Raw genomic sequence first — 25,038 nt, forward strand, 5'->3', positions numbered from 1 at the left:
CTTGAGTTCGTTGGAGACCGGGGCGCTCAAAGCGGCCGTCCGGCAGGCGTGAGCCGCTGGCCGCCGGCACCGCTGGCGACGCACAGGGCGCCTACGTAGCGCTTGCCGGCATCGGCAAGGCCCACGCGCGCACGGGTGGCGGCGTCGAGCGAGGTGACGTTGTAGGCACCCACCACGCCCTGCCCGCCCTGGGCATCGAGCGCCATCATGTCGCTCATGCACATGCGATTGGCCTCGACGCAGCGGTTGAGGATGGCGTTGTAGAGGCCCGGGGCGACGGTGCCGTAGTAGCGCACCGGCTCTTTCTCGCTGGGCTGCTCAAGCTTCAGGTAGTCCTCGCGGCCAAGCTGGCCGCCGCTGGCCCTGGCCTTGGCTACCCACGCATCGAAGTCGGCATCGGACAGGCTGTGGAAGCGGAAGTGCATGTCGGAGAACCCGGCACCGCTGTAATTTGCCGAAATTCCTTCGAAATCGCCGGGTTTGTTCATCACAGCGTTGAGCTTGGTTTCCATGCCCGGCATGGCATAGATCATGCCGGCCAGGGACGGCACGAAGAACGCGTTCATGACGCTGGACGCGGTGATGTGGAATTCGATGGGACGATCCACCGGGGCGGCCATCTCGTTCACCGTGGCGATACCCTGTTCGGGGTAAAGGAACAGCCACTTCCAGTCGAGCGCGACCACCTCGACCACCAGCGGCTTGCTCCCGGGCACGACGGCGCGGCCCTGGGAGATCTGCTCCACCGGACGGTACGGATCCAGCTTGTGCGTGCTGGTCCAGGTGATGGCGCCGAGGGCAATGATGATCAGCAGGGGGGCCGACCAGATCAGCAGCTCCAGCACCGTGGAATGGTTCCAGTCCGGGTCGTATTCGGCATGGGCGGCCTTGTTCGACTCGCGGTACTTCCAGGCGAAGGCCACGATCATGTAGATCACCGGGATGATGACGATCAGCATCAGCACCACGGAAATGACGATCAGGTCGCGCTGCTGCCGGGCGATGTCGCCGGAGGGCGAAAGCAGCACGGCGTCGCAGCCCGACAAGAGCAGGGCCAGGGCGGGGATGAGCAATCCGCGCAACATCTTCATGGACATTCGCATGATGGAGGTAACCGTGGGGACACGAAAAAATACGCCGAACGGCCCGCTGCCACCATAGGACACTTTGTCCCATGGCCCTGCAAGCCGAGTAGTGCGATCCTTCTCTACCCTGCCACCTACTTCCCCGAGCGGGCCGAATACGATGTCGAGCATGTCACACGCCGATCACAATGCCGCCGAGGGTGCCGAACGCGACGTCCGTCGCCAGCACCAGACCAGTCATGCCGCCGTGGCCCCCGGCGAAATCGCCGTCGGCGTGGTCATCGGCCGCGCCTCCGAGTACTTCGACTTCTTCACGTACGGCATCGCGTCCGTCCTCGTGTTCCCGTCGGTGTTCTTCCCCTTCCTGAGCCAGCTGGACGGCATCCTGCTGGCTTTCACGATCTTTTCGTTCGCCTTCATCGCGCGGCCGATCGGCACGACGCTGTTCATGGCGATCCAGCGCAACTGGAGCCGTGGCACCAAGCTTACCGCCGCCCTGTTCCTGCTGGGGACCTCCACGGTGTGCATGGCCTTCCTGCCGGCGAACACCTCGCACGGTTATACGGTGATTGTGGTTCTGTCGGTGTTGCGCTTCTTGCAGGGCATTGCGCTGGGCGGTTCGTGGGACGGCCTGCCCTCCCTCCTCTCGCTGAACGCGCCGAGGCACAAGCGCGGCTGGTACGCCATGCTCGGCCAGCTGGGCGCACCCATCGGCTTCCTGATCGCCGCCTCGCTGTTCCTGTTCCTCAACACCCAGCTCTCCCGCGAGGACTTCCTGGACTGGGGCTGGCGCTATCCGTTCTTCGTGGCCTTCGCCATCAACGTGGTGGCCCTGTTCGCCCGCCTGCGCCTGGTGGTCACCGAGGAGTACACCCAGATGATGGAAGAGGGCCAGCTCGAGCCAATCGGCATCATCGAGATGGTCCGCGCCCAGGGCCACAACCTGTTCATCGGCGCCTTCGCCGCCCTTGCCAGCTACGCCCTGTTCCATATCGTGACGATCTTCCCGCTGTCCTGGATCGCGCTCACCCGCTCGCAGGACATCAGCAGCGTCCTGATCGTGCAGATCGTTGGCGCTTTCGTGGCGATCCTGGCCACCGTGGCGTCGGGTGTCATCGCCGACAAGGTGGGCCGCCGCAACACCCTGGGCACCATGGCCGTGCTGATCGGCCTGTTCGCCATCGCTTCGCCCTGGCTGCTGGGCGGCGGCAAACTGGCCCAGGACGCTTTCCTGGTCATCGGCTTCGCCCTGCTGGGCCTGTCCTACGGCCAGGCCGCGGGCACGGTCACCGCCAATTTCGCCAAGCGGTTCCGCTACACCGGCGCGGCCCTGACCTCGGACTTCGCCTGGCTGGTCGGCGCGGCCTTCGCCCCGCTGGTGGCCCTGGGCCTGTCCCAGCGGTTCGGCCTGGGCGCGGTCAGCGTGTACCTGTTGTCCGGCGTGGCCTGCACCCTGCTGGCCCTGCGCATCAACCGGGCGCTGGAAACGGACCGCAACAAGGCCTGACGCCTCGCGTAGGAGCGCGCCCTGCGCGCTACATGTTTTCGCATCAGTCCTCAGGCTAGCGCGCCAGCTCCGAGGCTCGGCCTCAAAACATGTCGCGCGCAGGGCGCGCTCCTACCGACATGTCCACCCGGCCCAAAATAGCCGCCCGATATCCGGCGGCGAGGGTCCGGCCACGGCGTTACCCTTAAGCCATGCTCTTCGACCTGCCCGACCACGACACCCTCTACCGGGCCTTGCTGGACCGCGACCCCGCCTACGACGGCCATGTTTTCGTCGGGGTGACCAGCACAGGCGTCTTCTGCCGGCTGACCTGCCCGGCCCGGAAGCCGAAGCTCGAGAACACCCGTTTCTTCGACTCCGTGGCCGGTTGTTTCGAAGCCGGGTTCCGGCCCTGCCTCCGCTGCCGGCCCCTGGACCCGGTGGGGCAGCGCGAGCCGATGGTCTCGGCGCTGCTTCGCCGGCTGGAAGAAGAGCCGGAACGAGTCTGGTCGGAGGACGACCTGGTCCGCCTGGGCTACGACCCCTCCACGGTCCGGCGCAGCTTCAAGCGCCACCTCGGCCTCACCTTCCTCGACATGGCCCGCCTGCGCCGGGCCGGCCGCGGCATGGACCGGCTGGTCGCTGGCGCAAGCGTCATCGATGCGCAGCAGGCGGCGGGCTATGACTCCGGCAGCGGCTTCCGCGAAGCCATCGTCAAGCTGCTGGGCGATTGCCCTGCCGGGCTGCGCGGACGCGAACGGCTCCAGGCGGACTGGATCGAGACACCGATCGGCAGCATGCTGGCCGTCGCCGATACGCAGGCACTGCACCTGCTGGAGTTCTTCGACCGCACGGCGCTGCCGAACGAACTGAAGCGTCTGCGCGTGGCGACGCGCTCGACGATCAGCTTCGGACGGACGCCGGCCATCGAGCGGATCGAAGCGGAATTGCGCGAGTACTTCTCAGGATCGCGGCGATCGTTCGAGACGCCGCTGGCGATGCATGGCTCGCCGTTTACTCGTGCCGTGTGGGACGAGTTGATGGCGATTCCGCCCGGGACGACGCGCAGCTATTCCGAGGTTGCCGCGTTCGCGGGGCGGCATACCGCGGTGCGCGCGGTGGCGAGGGCGAATGGCGCGAACCAGATCGCCATCGTGATTCCGTGCCATCGGGTGATCGGCGCGGATGGATCGTTGACCGGCTACGGTGGCGGCCTGTGGCGGAAGGATTGGTTGCTGCGACACGAACAGAAGTTGGCGGTGTAGGAGCGCGCCCTGCGCGCGACAGGTTTTGTGAAGGGCGCAACAGGGCTCCATATCGCGAAAATCTGTCGCGCGCAGGGCGCGCTCCTACCTGGGGGTGTCCAACACGGGATAAGGCCCGTGCACGAACACCGTGTCGTGATAGCCCTTCACGCCGATGGCGCGCGCTATTTCGCTGCGGAAATCCTCGCCACGGCGCAGGCACTCCAGCACGAAGGCGAAATCGCGCTTGGGCTGCCAGCCCAGGTCGCGTGTGGCGCGGTGGCTGTCGTACACACGGTCCAGCGACGGAAGGAGCTTCCAGCCGCGTCCGGCGTACAAGGCATCGACATCGGGGAACAGCCGGCGCACCACTGCGGCGGCATCCTCGCGTAGCTCCGCCACGTCGCCGCGCGAGAACGGTGTCGTGGCCGAAACGATGTAGCGGCCGAACTTAAGCGACGGTGCCCGCTCCAGCGCCGCGAGATGCGCCTCGACGATGTCCTCGATGTCCGCACGCCGATATAGCAACTCGTTGGCCTGCATGTTCGCGGTGTCGTACTCGGAACGGACGTGCGCGTTGTCGTCGTCTTCCGGAAAGAACCGCGACGTGCGCAACACCAGCACCGGCAGCCTGTCCTTGCGCGCGACGAGTTCGCACATGCCTTCGGCGGCGGTCTTCGTCGCGCCGTAGATATTCTTCGGTACCGGTAGCACATCCTCGTCGATCCATGCCGACGGCTCGCCCGGTGCGGGCGACAGCGCGGCACCGAACGCGCTGGTGGTGCTGGTGAAGACGAAGGAGCGCACGCGCTGCGCCACGGCGGCCTCGAGCAATGCCACGGTCCCGCCCATATTGGTGTCGACGAAGTCGCGCTTCGAATGCGTTGCCACGTGCGGTTTGTGCAGCGTGGCGCTGTGGATCACATGGGTGATGCCGGACATCGCGTCGCGGACGAAGGCCTCGTCGTGGATCGAACCGATGAGATGCGTATGCGGCGAAGGCTTGATATCCAGGCCGCGCACGTCGCGGCCGTCAGCTTGCAGGCGGCGGACCAGCGCCTCGCCAAGATGACCGGCACTACCGGTGACGAGGATAGTCATCGCGAATCGTTCCTTACCAGATGAGATCGTCGGGCACGACGAACTGCTTGTAGTAGTCGTCGACATCGTCTTCGGACTGCACCGGATCGCCTTCCTTGCGCCCGTGGTCGAGCACGATCGTCTCGGGCGAGCGGGCATGGATCTTGTCCGCCGGCATCCGCGGAACCAGCTCGTAGCCATCGCCAAGGCGCGCGATGACGAGGGCGCCGGAGGCGAGCTGCGCACGCAGGCTCTCGTTGACGAAGATGCTGGCGATCTTCTCGCCATCGGGGAAGCGATAGGCGAGGTCGCCCTCGCGCTTCACGCGGGTGGTTTCGACAATCTGGCGAACCTGGGCGCGGATCTCGCGTGCGCGGGCCTCGGCGTTGCGCTCCGCGGCCAGTGCGCGGTCGCGTTCCGCGCGCCCGGCCTGCAGCTTGCGCGCATCCACCTGTTCTTCGACGGGCGCGGCGGGCGCCTTGCCCTGGCGCTGCTTTGCCTGGTCGCGAACGATCTTGGCCGCCTTGTCCTTCTTGACCAGACCGGCCTTGAGGAGCTGTTCCTGCAACGGGTTGCGCATGGAGGGGTACTTCTTGCCTGCGGGGTTCACGATTCTAACGCCGAAGGGTTGGTTACATCGCGTTACGTGCCTAGGCTTGGGGACCTCCCCGGAGGTAGACCATGTACGCCCGAACGTTTAAGCGCCACGCACGCCTCACCCTCGTGCTCGCCGCGCTTCTCGCCACCCCCACCTTCGCCGCCGACGGCCTGCCCCCGCGCAGCGGCTGGAAGGCGAGCAGCTCCTCCGAGCAGGTTCCCGCCCTCGCGCCCGCGCACGCCATCGACGGGGACGAAACCACCCGCTGGGGCGGCGGCTTCAGCCCGAGTCAGTGGTTCCAGGTGGACCTGGGCAAGGTCGCCAGGGTCGGTGGCGTGCGGATCCATTGGGACAGCGGCTTCGCGGCCGCGTATTCGATCCAGGTCTCGGTGGACGGGAAGGATTTCCACCCCGTGTATAGGGTGACCGATTCGCCCGGCGGTACCGAGTACCTCGTATTTCCCGCGACCGAGGCACGCTATGTGCGGCTGGCCGCGCCCGCGAGTACCGCGGACTGGGGTGTTTCGGTGTTCGAGTTCGATCCCTTCGCCGCCGGCGATGCCGCGCGGATCACAGGGCTCGGCGGCAAGGGCGACGGTGCCGCGCTGTGGGCCGACGGCAGTGCACGCGACATCGTGGGCAAGGGTCCTCGGGGCAGCCGGCAGCTGGATATCGCCCTGCCCAGGCCGCTCGACATCGCCGGCATCGAGGCTACCTGGGCCGGTCCGCGCGATGGCGCCACGCTGGAAGCACGCGACGCGAAGGGCCAGTGGAGCACGGTGGACAGCGATCCTGGCAGCCTCGGCGACACCTCGTACCTCGCCGCGCGAAAGACCAGCGAGACGACCGCACTGCGCCTCGTCGTCGGCGTGAAGGACGATGCCGCGCCGAAGATAAAACGCCTGCGCTTCCTGGGCCCGCTTCGCGTAATGACGGCGATGAAGCGTTACCAGATCGCCGCCTCGCGAGCGAACACGGACCTGTTCCCGTCGTCCCTGCACATGCAGCAGGTGTACTGGACCGCCGTGGGCGTACCCGCCGGCCTGCAGAAAGCCATCTTCGACGAATACGGCAACATCGAACCGTTCAAGGGTGGGCCGCAGGTGCAAGCGATCTGGCGCGATGCTTCCGGACATGCCGCTGTCTCCGGCGGCGCCGAGCGCACGCACGCGCTGCGCGACGGATGGAAACCGATTCCTTCGATGGGCTGGACCGTCCAGCCGGGTCTTGCAATGAATAGCGAGGCGGTGGCCGTGCAAGGCAACGGCCAGCCCGTGGTCCTGCTGCGCCATCGCCTGCGCAACGAGGGAAGCACTCCGGTCGACGGCACGCTGTCGCTTGTTGTACGGCCCATACAGGTGAACCCGCCGTGGCAGAACGGCGGCCCCTCGCCCATTCACGACATCGCCATCGTGGGTGACGCGGCGCGAACCGATGTGCGCGTGGAAGGCCGCACGCTTCTGTCCTCGCTGACGCCCGTGGACGCGGTCGGTGCGGCACCCTTCGGGGCGCATGGCGAGACCGAGATCACGTCCCAGATCGCCGCGGGTACCGTGCCGGCGGCCCGTGAGGCTCACGATGACGACGGCCTCGCGGCTGGCGTACTCGATTACCACATGCACCTCGCTCCGGGCGAACACCGCGATGTGGTCCTCGCTTTTCCCCTCGGCAACGCACCCGCCGATACGAACGGCCACCTGCCCGAACCGCCGGTGATCGACCGCACGGCCCTGACCGCAGGCGACTACGAGAAGATCGCCAGCGAGGTCTCCGACGATTGGCAGGAGCGCCTGGGTGGCGTTGGTATCTCGCTGCCTGACGCATCGCTGGTCGACATCCTGCGCTCGCAGGCCGCCTACATGCTGGTGAACCAGACCGGCCACGCCATGCAGGCCGGCCCGCGCAACTACAACCGCTCCTTCATCCGCGACGGCGCGGCCACGGCGTCGATCCTGCTGCGCATGGGCGAAGTGAAGACGGCACGCGATTATCTCGACTGGTATGCGGCGCACGCCGTGCACGAGAACGGCCTGGTCTCGCCCATCCTCAATGCGGACGGCAGTGTGAACCGCGGCTTCGGTTCCGACATCGAGTACGACAGCCAGGGCGAATTCATCCATCTCGTCGCCGATGTCGCCCGCTTCGGCGGCGGACCGGACAGTGTGAAGGCCTATCTGCCCAAGGTGCGCGCGGCCATGCGCTTCATGCAAGAACTGCGCGAGCGCACGATGGTGCCGGGGTACCTGTCCAACCTGCCGGCACCGGAGCGCTTCCGCGGCATCATCGCGCCGTCGATCAGTCATGAAGGTTATTCCAGCCCCACGCATAGTTACTGGGACGATTTCTGGGCCCTGAAGGGCTGGCACGATGGTGCGTGGCTTGCCGGTCAATGGGGCGACAAGCAACTGGCCGCCTATGCGCGCGAGCAGTACGCGGCTCTGCGCGAATCGATGCGCAAGTCGATTCGCGCGACCATGGCCTGGAAGGGCACGGACGTCATCCCCGCTGCCGCGGACCTGGGCGATGGCGATCCCACAAGCGTTTCCATCGGACTCGACCCGGCGGGGCAGATGGACATCCTGCCGCATGATGCACTGGTGAACACGTTCGATCGCTACCTTGCCGACGTCCGCAAGCGCGAGAAACCGGGCGAGCTGTTTGCCTATACCCCATACGAACTGCGCAACGTGCTCACCTACGTCCACCTCGACCGCCCGGACGATGCCGCGGAACTGCTCGCCGACGTCGTGTGCGACCGTCGCCCGCCCGAGTGGAACATGTGGGCGGAAGTAGTGCACTCCCGGCTGCGCCATCCGGGATACCTCGGCGACATGCCGCATACCTGGATCGGCTCCGAATACGCGCGCACGCTCTTCGGCATGCTGATGCGTGAGGCCGACGATGGCCTCTACCTGTTGCCCGGCGCGCCGGCTTCGTGGGTCGCCGGCAGCGGGTTGTCGATCACGCGCCTGCCGGTGGCCTATGGCTCGCTGAGCATGACGGCACGGCGTGACGGGAAGCGGTTCACGGTCACGTTGGACAAGGGCCTTCGCGCCGGCACGCCGGTCCGCGTGTTCTGGCCGGATCGGGTTCGACCGTTGCGGGTCACGGTAGACGGCAAAGCCGTGACCGAGTGGGACGAGGATGGAGTGAAGCTCTCAGGACCGTTCCACACGCTGGTGGCGCAGTACTGAGGAACACCGTTAACGAATGCCGAGGGAACGCAGCTCCGCCAACAGCGCGGAGGCCATCCGCTTGGCCGGATAACCCCGCGCGTCGGCCGTATAGCGCATCAGGCCCATGGCCACCGGCGATGAATCGCCAGTAGCTTCGACCTTCCAGCGCAGTACGCCGTGGGCAATTCCGGTGGCGAGATCGATCTTCAGCCGTACCGGCAGGATGACCAGGCGGTGCGTCACCCCGGCAGCCGACTCCTCGGGGCGGTGCGCCTCCAGTACTTCCCGCTCGGGCAACACGGTGCTGCGACGAAAACCCTCGCTGTCAGCCATCCTCACCTCGACAGCAAGACCGTGGCGCTGCACAAGTTCTTCGACGTCCGCGACCACGGTCTCGGTCTTTCCCGCCTGAAGAGACTTGGCGAGCGCCAGATCGAATGCCCTGGCATCACGGTACAGGCGCTCCGAGCCCATCGAATGCAGGGACACGAACGAGTACACCTGCATCTTCCGTACGACGACGTCACTGCTTGCGTCTACGCGTTTCCCCACGTTAACGACAGGTGCGCACGCCACGAGCGATACGGCGAACGGCACGGTGGCGAGCCGGGGAACCCAGGCAAGGCAGCGAAAGAAGACACTTGGTGCACTCACATGAAGTTGACCAGCACGGTCACCGGCCGCCTGAACTGGCCACCACCCACGCTCGGGTTCGTACCGCGCATGCGGACGTTGAAAACGAAGTCCTCGCCCGTGCCAAGGGCGTTAAGTCGTGCCGGTACCCCAGGCTTGATCGTGCTCTTCCTGTTGTCGCCGATCTCCAGGGCCACGTTTGCCGGGCCGCCGCGAAGGGAGAAAAGATCAGGAACGGACGAGTCGGCATCGGCGGCGGTGCCGAAGGTGAAGCTGGCGATCATACCCACGGGCTCCTGGCATTCCTGCACGGTCAGGCGGAATTCCTTCCAAGGGGTCGCGCGGTCGGGATTATCGAAGTCGCCCAGATGCACGCTGCCTACGTGAACATCCTGGGTGAGGGTCTCCGGCGTGATGCTGCAGGCGGGCCGCCGGAAGATCAGGCTATAGATCTCCATCGAGCGGAACACGACCAGGCCTCCACCAAACTGATCGACATTGGATTGTGCGATGGGGCCGGCGTCCACGTTACCGAATTCGACGGGACCATTCATGCGATAGATTTCGTAAGACACCATATCCTGGTCGCTACGCACCGTGTCGCCTTGATTGAAGGTGCGCGTGAAATCGTGCGGAAAGCTCCGCTTTACGCCGCTTCCCCCCTCCTCGATGAACAGCCGGACACCGAAGCCTGACGGCTTGCCGCCCACCGTCAACGGCAAGAGTCCATCGGGAGGGTTGCCGTTCTGCCAGCGGCCTCGAAACATGGCGTCACCGGCGGCACAGGTGAGGAGCAGCTTACCCTCCCCCGCGGCACTGCCCTGTCGCACCATGGTTCCCGCGGGTATGTCGTTGAAGACATCGACATAAGTTGTCTGACCGATCTGATAGGTGGCCAGGTTGCTCATCGTGCAGCCTGCGACGGCAGGAACAGCATGTAGCCCTGCCAGTAGCATGGAGCCGCCGAGGGCGTGGCGAAGCAATGTGTTTCTCCGTTGTTTCATGATGACCTCTTTCCGTAAGGAGTGGCGTCCACGACGGCGTCGTGGGTTGGGAAGTAGTTGTCCAGCCACACGGTCCAGCGCGATGCGCGACGCATCAGGTCCGTGCGATAGTGGGCGTTGATGTGTGGTGTCCGTGAGTGGTAATTGGAGGCGCGTGTCCACAGATCTCCGGCGTCGTTGTGAAGGTGGCCGCGAATCCGCCACGCCGCGAGCATGAAGGGATAGCACCCCTTCGCCGCCACATCGGCTGCCGTGATGCCATACCTTCCGAGCTCCCTCAGATACGCCGTGTTGAACTGGAGGGCTCCCACATCGAAGGTGCCGTTCTCGTTGCGTACCCATTGGCCGGGCTTGCCGGCTTCTTTCTCGGCCACGGCGAGGATGATGTTCGCGGGCACGTCGTAGGCCAGGGCCGCGCCGAGCGAACAGGCGACCATTTCCTGTCGTTCTGGTGGGATGTCGGGGAGGGTGTCCATCATTTTCCTTCCTCCGGCGGCGATTCATCATCGTTTCGTACGGGACCATCCAACGGTGTGGATGCCGGTTCCTCCCATCGTCTGACGCGCCGTTTTTTGGGTCGAAGCGGTTGTGCGTCGGTCGTGTCGGATGCGGACGCATCGGCTCGCGTGGCGATCGCCTCAGCCGGCGCTACCGTGGCGCCCGGTAGCATCTCCACCGTTTCGTCACCCGAGATAAGCGATTTCATGTCTTCCTGGACGACGCCCGTTGTCGAGGCGCCGTCCTGCGGATTCGACGTCTCTGCATTGTGCGTGGCATGAGCAGGGGATGTGGGGACTGCGGTCTGGTCATGCTCCTGCGGGATAGCAGCATGGCGTGTCGCATCAGGCTGACGGGCTATCGGGCTGCTGGCGTCTATCGAGGTTTGCGCCAGGGCGGCCATGGCGCGATGGCCGGCATGTGCTGGCGTGGGCTCGGTGTCCGTTATCGAACGTTCTGGAGTGATGCCGACGCGCGACGACATCGTATCGATTGCCTCTCCCATGACAGGCAATGCAGATACCGTCGAACCTCCGTAGGATTTATGTATCTCCTCGCCAGCACTTTGCAGCGGCACGTGCGTTGCGGTGTGATCATGGTTCGGGATGGTGGCATGCTGCGCCGAATCGAATGGACGAGTAAGCATGCTGTCCGCACTCGCAGATAACTGCACCGACTTCGTCGTGGGATGTATTGCAGCACCCGTGTGCCCGGGTCCCGCGGCGGTTATCGCCTGGTCCGGAGCGACGTCGTGCTGAAGATGTCCGTCATGACGGGCGCCGGACTGCACCTGGGCTGGGACCGCAGCGTTAGACTGGCCGGCACGCGCATCCGTGGTCGGGGCCAGGGCGGAATCAGAAGTGAGGTGTCCTCCCAGAGCCGGCGTGGACAGGTGGGATGGCTCCAGGGAGGAAGCCCCCATGGTGCCGGAGCCTGTGACGCCATGACCCTGCAAGGCTGGGGGTTCCGTTGTCCCGGGGACACGTCGACCTTCGACATTCATCGTCCTTCCTTCAACCGTCGACGCGGCGGGACTCGGCATGGCGTTCACGGCGCCCACCTTGGACATCGCAGTATCCGGTACGGGATCGGATACTGACGTGGATGTCGAGTTGTCGGCCGGCGTGTCGCCAAACACACTTCGGCCGCGACCGCCGCGATGCGGGTCGGACGCGCGTCCGACACCGAACGGATCGGCGCCGGAGCTTATGTGGAATGGATCCGCCATGCCTCCCGCCGCGGAGGCCGAGCGTTGTACGGCGTCCATGACGGAGTCCGAACGGTGAGACGCCGCACTGTTCCCTGTCGCGCCAATGGCGTAACCGCCGGAGCCACCACCGCCACCGGGCAAACGGCCAGTCGCAGTGGCATAGGCCGAACTACCGGCGGTAGCTATGGCTGTCCCCGCCGCGCTCGCGGATCCTGCGTACATGCCGAGGGTCGAACCCGTGACAAGCGTATAAATCAGCTGCGGAATCTTGATCGACAGCAGCAGCATCAAGATCGATACCACCAGCATCATGCCCAGGATCACGAAGGTCGAATAGTTCCTGCTGTTTTTCTCGATACCGATACCATCGAGCAGGGCGGTGGCCACTGTTCCTATGACGCTCAACGTCAGCAAGGCCGCACCGACGGCAACTACATGCTTGTAGTAGTTGACAGCTATGGGCGACGTCCATCGCGAGCCGCCGAACCCGAGTAGGAAGATGCCGGCGTAACCGAGAATCCACGCCATCACCAGCGCGAGAAGGACCTGGCCCGCCATGACCGTGCAGATACAGAGAATCCCCACGGCCATGCCACCGATGATCAGCCGATCGGCATTCTGGCCCTCGCCCGTATCACTTAACACATGGAGATAGACATCCAGACCGCGCGACAGGATGCTGTCAGCATTCGTCCGGACGGTCTCGTCTCCCAGACCCGTGCTGATCATCCGCAGGAACGACAGAACAATGTCATCGACGAAGGATTCGCCGCCCTGGCGAGAGCTCGCGTTCACGAGAATCCAGTAGAACAACCCGGTCACGACGATGAATCGCAACAGTTCCATCAGCATCTCGCCGATGTCGTGCCGGACGATCAGCATGCCCATCGTCCAGACAAGGCTGATCACAGCGAGCGACCAGAAGAGCGACTTCGCTGCTTCGAGTATCGTGTCGGTGAGCGGTTGCGTCGTGAACGCGCGCAGCACGTCGCTGACTACCTTATCCGATTCCACCGAATCTGCGCCAAACGCGGGAACGGCGAGAAAACACAGGACCACGGCGAGCACCGCTCGTCCATGAGATGGGATGTGCATGATGATGTGTAGCCGGAAAGAGCGATGGATGGGAACGCGGCGCTGCCCGCACCACGAGTTGCATCAGTACGAGGCGGACCGCAGCTTGGTCTTCTCGAGTGCATCGTCCATACCCTTTCGAAGGCGCCTGCCCACGGCAACGGCGCGCGCATCACGATCTGCCGCAGCCTGCACCTCTGCGGCGCGCGCTGCCTCCGAGACCAGCGTCAACGAACGGAGCCTCATGAGTTGATTTATTTGAGACCCTGCCAGGGCGTTGGCGACCTGGAGCTGGTGCCCGTGTCCCTTGGCATTATTGCTGATAGCCGCTAGATCCTTGAGTGCATTCGCTTCTGATTGAAGTGCTTTGTCATCCGAGGCTATGGCATGTACAAGGGCATCATTAGCGGCTTTTCGTGCTCGCGATGCTTCGAAGGCGGTCTGGTCGCCAAAGTGGCCCAGTGGATCTTTTTCGTGCGCGTCCACTGTATTGTAATAGCGAGTGTATTTTTTTACCTCATTACCGCCCATCACCTTACCAAGGTCAAAGGGAATCGGAACGATTTCGCCACCACCTTCGTTAATTATCCAGTTGAATTCGGTATTAATCTCGGTGTTGATTTCGAGTTGCTTATCGATATTGATCGTGTGGTGGATCACCGTACCGTCCTTATTGTTGCTAAGTTGGCGCTTTATAGCCTTCAACTGGAGATTTTGCGCGAGATTTGATCCGGCGCTGGTCACATTGGCGGCCTTATTGAGTTCGTTGATCAACAAGTTAGCTTGATCAACGACATTGACGGCCAAAATCCCCGCGCTAGCAGGGCCAGAGACCATCGTCATGACCACGACCAGAGTGCTAAGCCTGCACCTCATCTTTATTCCTTTCATGGGTAGTGCTCCGTTTCAGGTCCGGCTACTGCCGGGGTTGGAGGAAGTGGATTCAGTAATCGAACGCGCGGTAGGGCTTTTCAAACGTAAGGTCCTTCACCGCCATCACGTTGAAGCGGTAGCCCGGGCGGATTTCGATCGTGGGTGCGATATTCATATTCTTCTCGATCATCTTCGTCGCCACCTCGCCCAGCTGCTGCGCCAGATTCTGGCTGAGTTGCGCGGCATTGGACGATCCGAACGGATCATTGCCAGGGTCCACGCGCGAGGAGGTCAGGCCTGAGATGATCCCTGACATCAGCATCGCCGATCCGAACAGGCGCAGGTAATGCCGGTCTACCCTGTCGCCGAAACCCGCGTATCCGGCGCTGTCTGCCCCTTCCATCGCGCCGATGTCGAGCGCCTTTCCATCCGGGAAAACGATACGCTGCCACGCCACGAGCACGCGTGATTGTCCATGCACGATGTTATGGTTATAGCGCCCGACCAGCTTCGATCCTTGCGGGATGAGTCGATGGCGACCGGTAGGCGTATCGAATACGTCCTGGCTCACTTGGGCAACGATCTGCCCCGGTAATTCGGAATTGATTCCAGAGATCATCGTGGCCGGGATAACAGCACCTGCACGCACCTCGTAGGACGTGCGCGGTGCCTCGACGTCCGACTCGAGCCGCCAGCGATCGTAGCCGTCCTGCGCGGCCTTCTTGCGATCGAAGTTCGCATAGTTTCCGTCGGCGACGATCGGCCGCAGTTGTTCCAGCGAGGCGCCTGAGCCCTGTCTGTCGATATCGTCTTCCTCATCATTCCTGTCGACCTTCTTCCCGGCGGCGGCGTCCTTGCTGACCGCCTGCCCCACGCCCGTCTTCGCATGCATCGCCGTCTGGAACAGCTTCATGCGCTCCTTAGCCATCGCATCGTCGGCTTGCGGCCGGTTACCCGCGGAGGAGCCCGGTAGCGGCGGCGCGTCCGGATCGTCCACGCGCGCCACGGGAAACGACGGCACATGTGCCTCGTCGGGATCGGGAATCAATCCTCCCGTGGCGCTGTTGGCAAGCATCTGGTCGAGTAGCTGGCTATTCTCCGGCAGGGGCCCGGTCGTTGGCGCAGGGTCGGAATGTTTACGCTCACCCCGCTGGACCGCGACCAGGGCGACGAGGATCACGAACACCACCAGTACGCCGCCGATGAGCAGTAGGGGCATGTTGTTGACCCGGCGTACGCCCGTGGGCGCGTCACCCGTCTTCGTCGACAGGTCGGTGTCGGGTGCAAGACTGTCGATGCCGGTACGCTGTCCGTCCATGCCGCTCATTCGAGGCGCGTCCAGGCGCCGCCCGGGTAGGCATTTGCACCATCAAGCACCCATAGCCGCGACAGGGTCGTTTTATCCACCCTCGCCGTGACGCAATACATGTTTCCTTCCAGCAGTTCGACGCGGCTGTCGAAACGGTCGCCGGTGGCGTGAGCATCTCCCACGGTGAATCCCCTGGCCCGGAGGGCGGCGAGCAGGGCCGTATCGAAAGCGCCGGACATGAGGCGCGATGGCACGAGCACGGTTGCTGTGGGTTCGTACACTTCGCTCAATCCGCTTACGATATCGGCGACCATCGCGCGCCGAAGCGGATCGGCGTCCGCGACCGATCCTCTCTTCGCGGGAGGCGCGGACGCACAGGCGGTAAGCGACGACGCCAGCGCCAGGATGATGATGCGCGTGGCCCTCATCGGCGCCTCTCGATGGTGATCTTGCGCTGCCCGACGCCAACGCCGGCGACGAGCACGGCCTTCTCGAAGAGCGTATCGACGATGTACCGTCCGTCCTGCACCCGGTAATTCACCATGACCTGATCGTCTTTCTTGAAGGCACTGCCGCTGTCGCGCACGACGAGCAGCGTGGGCGCCTCGCCTTGCGAGAAGCTGGACGGCATCTCGATGATGGTCTTGACGCCGTCGTTGTAGACGCGGACCGGCTTGAAAGGCGCATTGCCGCTGACCCGGTAGCCGAAGTCGAGGTTGCCGAGGTATTCGTTCGTGCCGGTGGCCGGGGTCTCCTTGTGCGTTTGCGCGATGACCGTTCTCTTCTTCAGAGCCGCCCATTTTTCTTCGGATGATTCCGGATAAGTAAACGCCACCCGTGGCATGTACTCTGTCCTGTGCGACCGCAGGCGCAGGTGATAGGTGCGCCGGTTGGTCGTGACCATCAACGAGGTTTCCAGGCCCACGTCCAGCGGCTTGATGACCAGATGCTGGATTGCGTCCTCTCCCGCCCCCGATAGCGCCGGCTCGACGAGCCAGCGCACGGCATCGCCAAGGTTCACCGAACTCACCTGTTCGCCAGGCTCGAGTTCCACGTCGCACACTTGCAGCACCGCGCAAACGATGCTTGGCTGCGACTGGCCGTAAAGGAAGCGGATGGTGCCGTCCGGGCCCGGCACGGGCTTGACCGAGGCCGAGGTGCTGGCGATCCATTTGCGCGAAATATCGAGCCCCACTTTCTCCTGCGCGGTGAGCTTGGGGTTCTCGGTGGAGAAGAATTGGTTGGCCAGTTCCGTCTCGGTGGTGGTGGCCGCCGCGGTGCCTGTCACGAGCATCGCCGCCGCGGTAATTATGAGGGCTGTTTTCATGGTGCTTGCTCTGTCAGAACTGCTTGGACCAGGAGTAATCGGAGACGTAGATGCCCATCGGATTCAGACGGATCTGGTCTTCCGTGGTATCGGGTGGCATAGGCTGGCTGCTCACGTTCAGTAGCGCGCGCATGCGGTACGGCTTGACCATGATTTCCCCTTTGCGTGTCCGCTGTGTTTCGATCCAGTCGATTTGCCAGGTGCTTGCCGTCTGCGGAATTGCCGAAACGATTTCCACGTTCACGGTCTGCTTCTCGGCGCGCTTGAATGGATTGGTCTCGGGTGTGCCGTTGAGGTATGCGGTCATTTTTCGGGTGGCGTTGCTTCCCGAAGGCATCAGCGCGTACACCTTGAAGATGGCCCGGCGCTGCATGGCGATGTCCGGCGTCACGGTGCGTGCGTTGAAAATGAACTCTGCCACCGAAGCCCGCACGATGCGCTGGTCTACCTTCCCTGCCGGATTCACCGGAGCCACAGCCATCGCTTCGCCCAATTTGTTCACTTCCACCACGTAGGGAACGAACTTGGACTGGCTGCCGATATAAATGACGCCGCCGACGGCCGCCAGGGCCACCAGCATGCTGATGAGGGCCATGGCCTGCCACAGCGTGCGTGAGGCGATAAGGCTGCCCACGTGCGAGTTCCAGCTGCGCCGCGCATTGAGGTAGGGATGCGGGAGGCCCTGCGCCGCCACGCCATGCGCGGCGAACTGCCGCTTCTTCTTCAGTTTCATGATCAGACTCCGTAATCCGCGAGGCGCAAGCCCTTGAGCTGCAGCCAGTCGTGCACCCAGGCATCGCCGTAACGGGCCTCGAGCGTGCGGATGGTGGCGATGGATTCCTTGTCGGTGCTGCCGATGAAGGCCAGGGCGAGCGGTCCTAGGGCAAGGTCGTAGAGACGCCGGCCCTTGTCGGACATGTAGTAGTAGTGACGTTTCTGCACCGCCGTGGCGAGGATCTCGATCTGCCGCGTATTGAGGCCCATGCGCCGGTACAGCGCCGCCGCATCGTCGTCCCTTGCAAAAGGATTCGGCAGGAAAATCTTGGTGGCTGTGGATTCGACGATGACATCCAGGATGCCCGAGTTGGCCGCATCCGAAAGACTCTGCGTGGCCATGACAACGAGGCAGTTCGACTTGCGCAGGACCTTCAGCCACTCACGGATTTTCGCCCGGAACACCGGATGGCCGAGCATGAGCCAGGCTTCGTCCAGGATGATCGCGGCCGGCTGCCCTTTCAGCGAGGTCTCGATGCGCCGGAACAGGTAGAGCAGCACCGGTAGCACGTACTTGTCGCCGAGGTTCAGCAGATCCTCGATCTCGAACACGGCGAAGTCGGAAAGGCGCAGACCGTCGACGGACGCATCAAGCAGGTGGCCCATCGTGCCGTCGGCCGTATAGACCTTCAGCGCCTCGCGTATCGACTCGTCCTGGATCATCAGGACGAATTCCGAGAGCATGGTCGCACCCGAGCGGTGCATGGACTGCAGCGCGCTGCCGATTTCATTGCGCTGTGCCGGCGTTGTCTGCACCCCGTTGAGTGCCAGCATGGAGTCGATCCATTCCTGGGCCCAGCTGCGGTCGGACTTGGTTTCGAGAAACTGCAACGGGCAGAAGGCCAGCGTGTCGTCATCGCCGGCCACGTCGAAGTGCAGCCCACCGCATGCCTTAGCCAGCGGATACAGCGAGCGTCCCTTGTCGAAACAGTACAGCGACATGCCTTTGTAACGGCGAAACTGCGCCGCCAACAACCCGAGGTGAGTGGACTTACCCGCACCGGTGGGGCCGAAGATGAAGGTATGGCCCAGGTCGTTCACATGCAGGTTCAGGCGGAACGGAGTGGCGCCCTGCGTCACGCACTGCATGAGCGGAGGGGAACTGGGCGGATACATCGGGCACGGGGCTTCTGCCAGTCCGGTCCAGATCGTCGCGCTGGGCAGCAGGTCCGCGAGGTTCAGCGTATTGATCTGCGGGCGGCGCACGTTCTCAACGCCATGGCCAGGGAGACTGCCGAGCAGGGCATCCATCGTGTTGATCGTCTCGATACGCGCCGCGAAACCGCGGGCGTTGATCGCCTTCTCGATCTGCCGCACGGAGCGGTCCAGGCGCGACCGGTCCTCGTCGGAGACCACGACGACACTCGTGTAGTAACCCTGCGCCACGAGACCGCTGTTGATTTCCGCGATGGCGGCCTCGGCATCGTGCATCATCGACAGCGCGTCGTAATTCACCGCGCCGCTGTTGGTCTGGAATATCTGGTCGAAGAAGCCGCGAACCTTCTGCCGCCATTTCTTGCGGAACTTCTCCATCTGGTGCAGCGCTTCATGCGGATCCATGAAGATGAAGCGATTGGACCAGCGGTATTCGCTGGGCAGTTCCGCCAGCGAGGCGAGGATGCCCGGGTACGACTCCATGGGAAAACCCTCGATAGCCACCACCTGGACAAACCGCCGGCCGATACGCGGCGCGACGCCGGCCCATATCTCCTGCCCGCCGACGAGAGCGTCGATATAGGCAGGGTTGTCCGGGAGGGCGATCGGGTGATCCAGGCCGGTAACGCAGAACTGCAGCCAGCGCAGGAAATCGTCGTGGGTGATGTTCCGGCCCTCCTCCGTCACGCTTGCCTGCCCTTTCAGGCGCTGCATGCGAAACACACTGGACAGCCGGCTCTCGAAGCTGCGGCACTCACGTTGGAAGTCGCCGATAAGACTGTGGGTCTGCTCCGTGCTTCCCACGACTTCGGTATCGTCGTCGAACATCATCTCCACGAACCTGCGCTGGGCCACCTGCGGGGGAAAGTAGGTGAGCGTCATCACGAGATAACCCTCGTAAGTCGCTCCCAGGCTGTGGAACAGACGACGGCGTTCCTCGTCGATCGCCGCGGAGACCGGATCCGGAAAATACGACCGCGCGGCGTCGGCGTACTCGCGCGCCGGGCGGCGCACGGCGTCGACGTGCAACATCCAACCGTTGCCGAGCCGGGACAGCGCCTGGTTCACCCGCATGGAGGCCGTCTCGCGCTGCTCGTCGGTGCTGCTTGCCGCGTCGTCGCCCTCGAACATCCAGGCCGCCATGAACGCACCGTTCTTGCACACGATCACCCCGTCGTCCGCGACAGCCGCGTAGTTGAGCAGGTCAGCCACGGCCTGCCCATGCGGGCGGCGGAAATCGAGCTTGGGCTCGGCGTCCAGGCGGCGGATGCGCGTGATCAGCAGGATGACGAGGATGGCGGTCACGACCGCCATCCCCGCGATGAGCCAGAGCATCATCGGTACTGACGCTCCTCGGCCGGCCCGTTCACGCGGAACGGTGTGGAGCGTGGGGCGTAATACTTCTTATAAAGACGCTGTCGCATATATATGAAACGCATCTTCGGGTCGGCCTTCGCCATGAGGCGGAAGACGTGCAACGCGACTACCCACATGACCATCCCAAAGATTGCCGCCTTGATCTCCTGTGCAGAAAAAGTCAGTGCGCCCGCGAGAAGACCGGTGAACATTACCAACTCGCGATCGCCGCCGAGGAAAAGGTTGTCGCGGTTTCCAGCGCGACGGATAGGTATCGTGCGGATGGCCATCACACGTTCGTTCTATCGTTCTTGACGAGGCTAACAGTTACCTTCCCGCCACCGCCGCCTGTAGTACCGTCCTTGAGGAACGTGATGATCGTGCTCGCCTGTACGATGACAGCCACCACCAGGACGATGAAGACCATCGTTCGCATGAAGCCACTGATCTCGCCGCCGAAGATCAACATGGCTCCGCACCCCACAATCCCAGCGAGCGAGATGACAAAAGGCACCGTTCCGGTAAAGGAATCCTGAAGAGCCACGAGACCACCCTCGTAGGGGAGTGGACCCTCGTCGGCGATCGCAAGCCCGGGAAGCGCAAGGAGTGCCGTGCAGATAAGTATTGCGGCGGGCCAACGCCACATGCCCTTGATCGAGGACATAAACCCTGGTGTCTTCATGTTCAAAAAATCTCCAGTCAAAGATTACGCAACACATAACGCCCATCCTCATACCCATCCACGGCTACGATTTCCTGGACGCGACGGCCGCTGGGGGTTCGCGTGATATGCACGAGAAGGTGAACGGCTTCGCCGATCAAGGGCTCGATGGGTCGCGGTGCGTCGCGGTGCATGCTGATCAGCATCGCCAGGCGCGATAACCCGGCGCGTGCGTCGTTGGCATGGAGCGTTGCCGCACCGCCCTCGTGGCCGGTGTTCCAGGCCATGAGCAGGTCCAGGGCTTCTGAACCACGCACCTCGCCCACCAGGATGCGATCCGGGCGCATGCGCAGCGAGGTGCGTAGCAGCTGCGTCATGCTCACGTCGAACGAGGTCCGGTATTGCACGAAGTTCTCGGCGGCACACTGGATCTCACCCGTGTCCTCGATGATGAACACGCGCTCATTGGCGTCCGCTTCGATCATCTCGCGGATGATCGCGTTGATCAGTGTGGTCTTTCCAGATCCGGTGCCGCCGATGACGAGGATGTTGCGGTGCGCATGGATCGCATCCATCAGTACCCGTCGATGCTTCTCGCTCATCATCCCGCCATCGACATAGTCGGCGAGACCGAAGATGGCGATAGCCTTCTTGCGCAGCGCGAACGTGGGGCCGCTGACGATCGGGGGCAACTGCGCGGCGAAACGCGATCCGTCGAGCGGAAACTCCGTTTCGAGAACTGGGTTCGATCTTGTGATTTCCTTGCCGTAGTATCCTGCCGTGGTCTTGATGACAGCCTCGGACTGGCTAGGTCGCATCGTGCCGATGCAACGCATGCCTTCGCCAAGCTTTTCCTGCCAAAGCCGGCTGTCCGCGTTCAGCATGATCTCGACCGTCTTCGGATCGTTGAATGCGTTCATGAAGGTGTCACCGAGGTCGCGCAGCAGCTTTTCGCGCGCACGCTCCCTCAACACGGCGGTTGGACCGCCGGCTTGTCCCGGTTCCATAGTTTCCGACTCATGATGCCGCCGACCCGACCCTCATGGTCGTTGTCCGCGCTTGTCGCCGGCAGGCGCCTCCGCGCCCGCAATGTAAAACGTGTCTCAGGCCGCTTTTTTCATGGCGTATCCTTCCCCGGCAGTGGAGCAGGGTGCGCGCAACGAACGATGCAGCCCGTGCGTTTCCAGGTCGTCGATCGCCGCCGGGATGTCGATGCGGCAACTGCCGCTCTCGCTGTCGCCCCAGCTCACGGTGAGGCGTTTGCCGCTCAGGGCGCCGCGCGCGAAGATCTTGCTGCCCTGTCCGACCACGCCTACTGTCTGGCCACTGTCGTCGAGCACCGAAGCGCCGAACGGAAGGGGACGCCCATCCGGTTGCGTGGCGTGGATAAGCATGGACTGAGCGACCGACGTGCGGTAGTCGAGGCGGGCGAATGCGCCTGCTCGCGGTGCGACGCTTTCACTGGTGCTTTCGAGCTCCACGTCGTGCGAGGCGCCCCGGGGATCGATCGATACGGTGTTGAGCTGGTACGGAAGCAACCCGCGGACCACCGCATTGCCGCGGCGATCGAGCCGCGCACCGGCGTGGCTTTCGATGCGCGCGCCCGCCGCGCCAGGAGCATGGACAATGGCATTCGTCTCGCCGAGTTCCTGCGCCAGGGTGACACCGTCGCGGTGTGCCACGATCGCACCCGTCGCGCCAAGTCCGAACTGCGTGCTGCCCTGGCTGCCGCGACCCGCGGAGGCCCGGTAGCTGCCCGCATAGGTTCGGTAAACGACACTGGCGCTACCCACGTTGGACGCGGGCTGGTCGCGGGACTCCGAGCGCCCTGCAGCCAGCACGTAGTTCAGGTCCTCATTGCCGGCGATCCTGCCATTGATCCGCGCCTGCAAGCCGGCATTACCGCTGTCGCTCCTGTTGTAGGACGCGCTGGCAGTGGGTGAAGAGGGCGTGGCACCCAGTGGCAGCGAGAACGACACATAAACTGTCGTATCGGTGACGTTCCGGCTGCTGTTGCCGGCCATACCCGTGTCGAATACGTCCCCAATACGCGAACGCTGCACGGAGACGTTGTAGCTGAGCAAGCGCCAGTTGCTGGAGTAGCCTAGCGTGTAATCGATGCCGCGGGACCGTCTGTCCCAGTAGTCCACCACGGATCCGACAAGGGAAAGCTGTCCGTTTCCGATGGTCTGGCCGATGTTCGCGTCGAAGCGGCTCCGTTCGCCTCCAAGCATCTCGCCGGTCAGGCCATGGCGACTGCGGCTGCGCAGCGCAGCGGCGTCCACCACGCCCAGATAATCTCGCGTGGAGAATCGCTGGCTCGCCAGGCCGAAATTGGTGCCCGTCGAGGCGAGCGATCGCGACCAGCGCAGGCGCGTGCTGATCCCTCGGCGAATACCCTCACGGCGAAATGCCGCGCGGGAACTGGTGACATCGAGCGCGACAGCGCCGAACGGCAGGTTCACGGCCGTGCCAAGCAGGCCTGCGGCGTAGCTGTTCGACGCCGTGGCACCGGCGTAGAGCGTCGTGTTGTTGGTGACGCCGTGCTGCAGCGTGCCCTGGAAGACGAAGGGTGTCTCCGCCACGCTGTCTTCGTCGACCTGACCTGCCCAGAATGCGAACCGTGTCGTACCCTCGCGAAGCATCTGCGGCACCGCCGTATAGGGAACGAAGATGCGCTTCGTGCGGCCATCTGCTTCGGTAATCGTCACCTCCAGATCGCTTCCGTAGCCAGTCGGATAGAGGTCGTCTATCTCGAACGCGCCGGGGGCCACCGTGGTGCTATGGATCACGTAGCCGTTCTGGCGCACGGTCACCTGGGCGTTGCTTTCCGCCACCCCCCGGATCACCGGCGCGTAACCTCGCTGCGATGCCGGCAGCATGCGCTGGTCGCTGACGATTCCGACGCCGCGGAGGCGAACGCTGTCGAGGATTTCGCCGCTGGTGTTCGCTTCGCCCACCGTCAGCTGCGCGCGCGCATCGGTGACATCGTGCTGCGCGAACATCTGGTTGTTCCGCCAGCGGCTGTTGCCGCTGGCGACGGCAAGCGAACCCGTATGACGGAGGCGCCACCCGCCCAGGTTGGCGCCGGCATTGAGGTTGACGAAGCTGTCCGTGGACCGCCTGCCCTCGCGCCGCACCTGGAAGGTGTTGGCGTTGTAGTTAAGCATGGCGGCTTGCTCACCCTGGTCCCAGAATTCAGGGCTGACATAGCCGCGCGCACGCGAGGTGAGGAACGCCTGCGGAATCGTAATGCGCAAAACCTGTTCGGAGTCGTCGAAATCGGTCGTCGCGCCGGGTACATACGTGGCCAGGTTGCCGCAGAAAGGCTTGCCGTCCAGGGGAACCACGGACGCATCGCCAGCCGTGCGACGGATGAGTTTTTCCGCGTCCAGCCCAAAACGCAGCAACATGTCGCGATCGAAGCAGGGTTGCGCGCTCTCGCTGCCGCCTACCTGGCGGAACGCGATGTCGCGCGCGCCCGGAATCGGCTCATCGTTGACCAGTACGTCGGGCCGGTAGATGCCCGGCAGCGTGATGTTGCCGCGCTCGAAGCGCGAGAGGTCGATGGCTCCGTTCGCGGAATGAACGAAGTCGGCGTTGAACGCGGCCTGGGGGCCAAGGGGCTCCGGATCTGGGCCAAGCGGGTCGACCGCTGCGGCGTCCGCCATGGCGGGCCCGAGAAGGGCCATCGCCATGGCTAGCGGGCGGCGCGTCAGTCGGTGACGTGGTTGGCGGATGAGGATCATGGCGCTTCGACTGTCTTGCTGTGCGGCACGAAGCCGCCGTAATCATTGATACTCTTGTACTCGACGCGAAGTTCACGGCCGGCCGAAAGCGGCTGCGGAGATATCGCCGTTACGGTGCCAAGCGGAGGAATGGCGAATGGCTCGACCAGGACGTCGCTGTCGCCGATGTTCACGCGCACGTCGTTGAGGGTCACGTGAAACGGAGTCGGATTGCTGGCGGATAACCCCCCATCAGTCGTGCGCCGCCACGTGAGCTTCCCGGGAGCCGCATCGGCCGAGCCCGGCAAACCGTTCGGTCGATAGAACAGCTTGAGACGATATCGGAAGGCTAGCTGCAGCTTATTGAGGTCCTCGTCCGCTTTCGGCTTCGGTGGCACCTCGAGAATGTTGACCCAGAACAGGGACTCGCGGTCGGACGGAAGCTCACCGCCGGTGTACGAAATTCGTAAGGTCTGCGACTTGCCGGCTTCCAGGCGCGCGATCGGCGGCGTGAGATTGAACGGAACGTCGACATGCTCTGGCGTGGATTTTTCGTCGCCGTCGTCGATCCAGGTCTGGGTCAGGGCCGGCAACTTACCGACGTTGCTCACCTTGACGGTGATTTCCTTGGCACCGGCGACGTAGATGTAACGTGTTCCGTTCATCACGACGGTGGCCGATGCCGTGCCCACGGCACTCAGCATGAAAGCGGCAGCCCATAGATAGAGGCTATGGCTGGTCTTTCGGATCGTTCCTTGCATGATACG

General features: G+C 63.8%; 20 protein-coding genes and 1 pseudogene. 3 read left to right on the top strand and 18 right to left on the bottom strand.

The genetic code is table 11. The features are described 5' to 3' along the window. Nucleotides 1-26: 26 nt before the first annotated feature. Nucleotides 27-1,091: a ubiquinol oxidase subunit II gene (gene cyoA, locus VGM71_RS05895; protein ID WP_331542957.1), complete on the bottom strand. Its 1,065-nt coding sequence runs from the start codon at nt 1,089-1,091 to the stop codon at nt 27-29. A gap of 163 nt (nt 1,092-1,254) precedes the next feature. Between cyoA and VGM71_RS05900 the strand changes: the two genes are divergently transcribed. Together VGM71_RS05900 and VGM71_RS05905 are read left to right on the top strand one after the other, a co-directional pair. Continuing rightward, nucleotides 1,255-2,592: an MFS transporter gene (locus VGM71_RS05900; protein WP_331542959.1), complete on the top strand. Its 1,338-nt coding sequence runs from the start codon at nt 1,255-1,257 to the stop codon at nt 2,590-2,592. 191 nt (nt 2,593-2,783) lie between these two features. Next, a complete protein-coding gene (locus VGM71_RS05905; protein ID WP_331542961.1) occupies nt 2,784-3,836 on the top strand; it encodes a trifunctional transcriptional activator/DNA repair protein Ada/methylated-DNA--[protein]-cysteine S-methyltransferase in 1,053 nt (350 codons plus the stop codon). 84 nt (nt 3,837-3,920) lie between these two features. Here the strand turns inward: VGM71_RS05905 and VGM71_RS05910 are convergent, their stop codons facing one another. Both VGM71_RS05910 and VGM71_RS05915 read right to left on the bottom strand, forming a co-directional pair. Continuing rightward, nucleotides 3,921-4,916 (bottom strand): NAD(P)-dependent oxidoreductase, encoded by a 996-nt coding sequence (locus tag VGM71_RS05910; RefSeq protein WP_331542963.1) that lies wholly within the window; start codon nt 4,914-4,916, stop codon nt 3,921-3,923. Between the two features lie 13 nt (nt 4,917-4,929). Beyond that, entirely contained in the window at nt 4,930-5,475 is a 546-nt protein-coding gene (locus VGM71_RS05915) for a DUF2058 domain-containing protein (RefSeq protein ID WP_331542965.1), read from the bottom strand. 101 nt (nt 5,476-5,576) lie between these two features. Here VGM71_RS05915 and VGM71_RS05920 point away from each other — a divergent pair, with 101 nt between their 5' ends. After that, on the top strand, nt 5,577-8,687 hold the full coding sequence (locus VGM71_RS05920) for a discoidin domain-containing protein (protein ID WP_331542967.1): 3,111 nt from the start codon (nt 5,577-5,579) through the stop codon (nt 8,685-8,687). 9 nt (nt 8,688-8,696) lie between these two features. On the opposite strand, the gene VGM71_RS05925 is transcribed toward VGM71_RS05920, so the two are convergent. From VGM71_RS05925 to VGM71_RS05995, 15 genes and pseudogenes are all read right to left on the bottom strand, one after another. Beyond that, complete coding sequence (locus tag VGM71_RS05925) at nt 8,697-9,170, bottom strand: hypothetical protein (protein ID WP_331542969.1); 474 nt, start codon at nt 9,168-9,170, stop codon at nt 8,697-8,699. A 149-nt stretch (nt 9,171-9,319) separates the two neighbouring features. Continuing rightward, on the bottom strand, nt 9,320-10,210 hold the full coding sequence (locus tag VGM71_RS05930) for a fimbrial protein (RefSeq protein ID WP_331542971.1): 891 nt from the start codon (nt 10,208-10,210) through the stop codon (nt 9,320-9,322). 113 nt (nt 10,211-10,323) lie between these two features. Continuing rightward, nucleotides 10,324-10,782, bottom strand: a pseudogene (locus tag VGM71_RS05935) (muramidase); the annotation flags it as partial. Next, nucleotides 10,782-13,082, bottom strand: coding sequence for a P-type conjugative transfer protein TrbL (trbL, locus tag VGM71_RS05940; RefSeq protein WP_331542973.1), 2,301 nt, complete (start codon nt 13,080-13,082; stop codon nt 10,782-10,784). The pseudogene VGM71_RS05935 and the gene trbL, both read right to left, overlap by 1 nt. Nucleotides 13,083-13,172: 90 nt before the next feature. Then, complete coding sequence (locus VGM71_RS05945) at nt 13,173-13,979, bottom strand: hypothetical protein (protein ID WP_331542975.1); 807 nt, start codon at nt 13,977-13,979, stop codon at nt 13,173-13,175. Between the two features lie 52 nt (nt 13,980-14,031). Beyond that, a complete protein-coding gene (locus VGM71_RS05950; RefSeq protein WP_331542977.1) occupies nt 14,032-15,288 on the bottom strand; it encodes a TrbI/VirB10 family protein in 1,257 nt (418 codons plus the stop codon). Next, the gene (locus VGM71_RS05955) at nt 15,285-15,698 is read right to left on the bottom strand and encodes a hypothetical protein (protein ID WP_331542979.1); all 414 of its coding nucleotides are present in this window, start codon (nt 15,696-15,698) and stop codon (nt 15,285-15,287) included. The genes VGM71_RS05950 and VGM71_RS05955 overlap by 4 nt, the downstream gene beginning before the upstream one ends. Next, nucleotides 15,695-16,597, bottom strand: a complete 903-nt coding sequence (gene trbG / locus VGM71_RS05960; RefSeq protein ID WP_331542981.1) for a P-type conjugative transfer protein TrbG — start codon at nt 16,595-16,597, stop codon at nt 15,695-15,697. The genes VGM71_RS05955 and trbG overlap by 4 nt, the downstream gene beginning before the upstream one ends. Nucleotides 16,598-16,610: 13 nt before the next feature. Beyond that, entirely contained in the window at nt 16,611-17,330 is a 720-nt protein-coding gene (locus VGM71_RS05965) for a VirB8/TrbF family protein (protein ID WP_331542983.1), read from the bottom strand. Nucleotides 17,331-17,332: 2 nt separating this feature from the next. Next, a complete protein-coding gene (locus VGM71_RS05970; protein WP_331542985.1) occupies nt 17,333-19,864 on the bottom strand; it encodes a VirB4 family type IV secretion/conjugal transfer ATPase in 2,532 nt (843 codons plus the stop codon). Continuing rightward, on the bottom strand, nt 19,861-20,172 hold the full coding sequence (locus VGM71_RS05975; protein ID WP_331542987.1) for a conjugal transfer protein TrbD: 312 nt from the start codon (nt 20,170-20,172) through the stop codon (nt 19,861-19,863). The genes VGM71_RS05970 and VGM71_RS05975 overlap by 4 nt, the downstream gene beginning before the upstream one ends. Further along, the gene (locus tag VGM71_RS05980; RefSeq protein WP_331542989.1) at nt 20,172-20,564 is read right to left on the bottom strand and encodes a TrbC/VirB2 family protein; all 393 of its coding nucleotides are present in this window, start codon (nt 20,562-20,564) and stop codon (nt 20,172-20,174) included. The genes VGM71_RS05975 and VGM71_RS05980 overlap by 1 nt, the downstream gene beginning before the upstream one ends. Before the next feature lie 17 nt (nt 20,565-20,581). Then, the gene (gene trbB / locus VGM71_RS05985) at nt 20,582-21,550 is read right to left on the bottom strand and encodes a P-type conjugative transfer ATPase TrbB (RefSeq protein WP_331542991.1); all 969 of its coding nucleotides are present in this window, start codon (nt 21,548-21,550) and stop codon (nt 20,582-20,584) included. A 96-nt stretch (nt 21,551-21,646) separates the two neighbouring features. Further along, the gene (locus tag VGM71_RS05990) at nt 21,647-24,214 is read right to left on the bottom strand and encodes a fimbria/pilus outer membrane usher protein (RefSeq protein WP_331542993.1); all 2,568 of its coding nucleotides are present in this window, start codon (nt 24,212-24,214) and stop codon (nt 21,647-21,649) included. 74 nt (nt 24,215-24,288) lie between these two features. Continuing rightward, nucleotides 24,289-25,032 (bottom strand): fimbrial biogenesis chaperone, encoded by a 744-nt coding sequence (locus tag VGM71_RS05995; RefSeq protein ID WP_331542995.1) that lies wholly within the window; start codon nt 25,030-25,032, stop codon nt 24,289-24,291. Nucleotides 25,033-25,038: the final 6 nt, after the last annotated feature.

Origin of the sequence: Luteibacter sp., assembly GCF_036499525.1 — a bacterium.
GTDB lineage: Bacteria > Pseudomonadota > Gammaproteobacteria > Xanthomonadales > Rhodanobacteraceae > Luteibacter.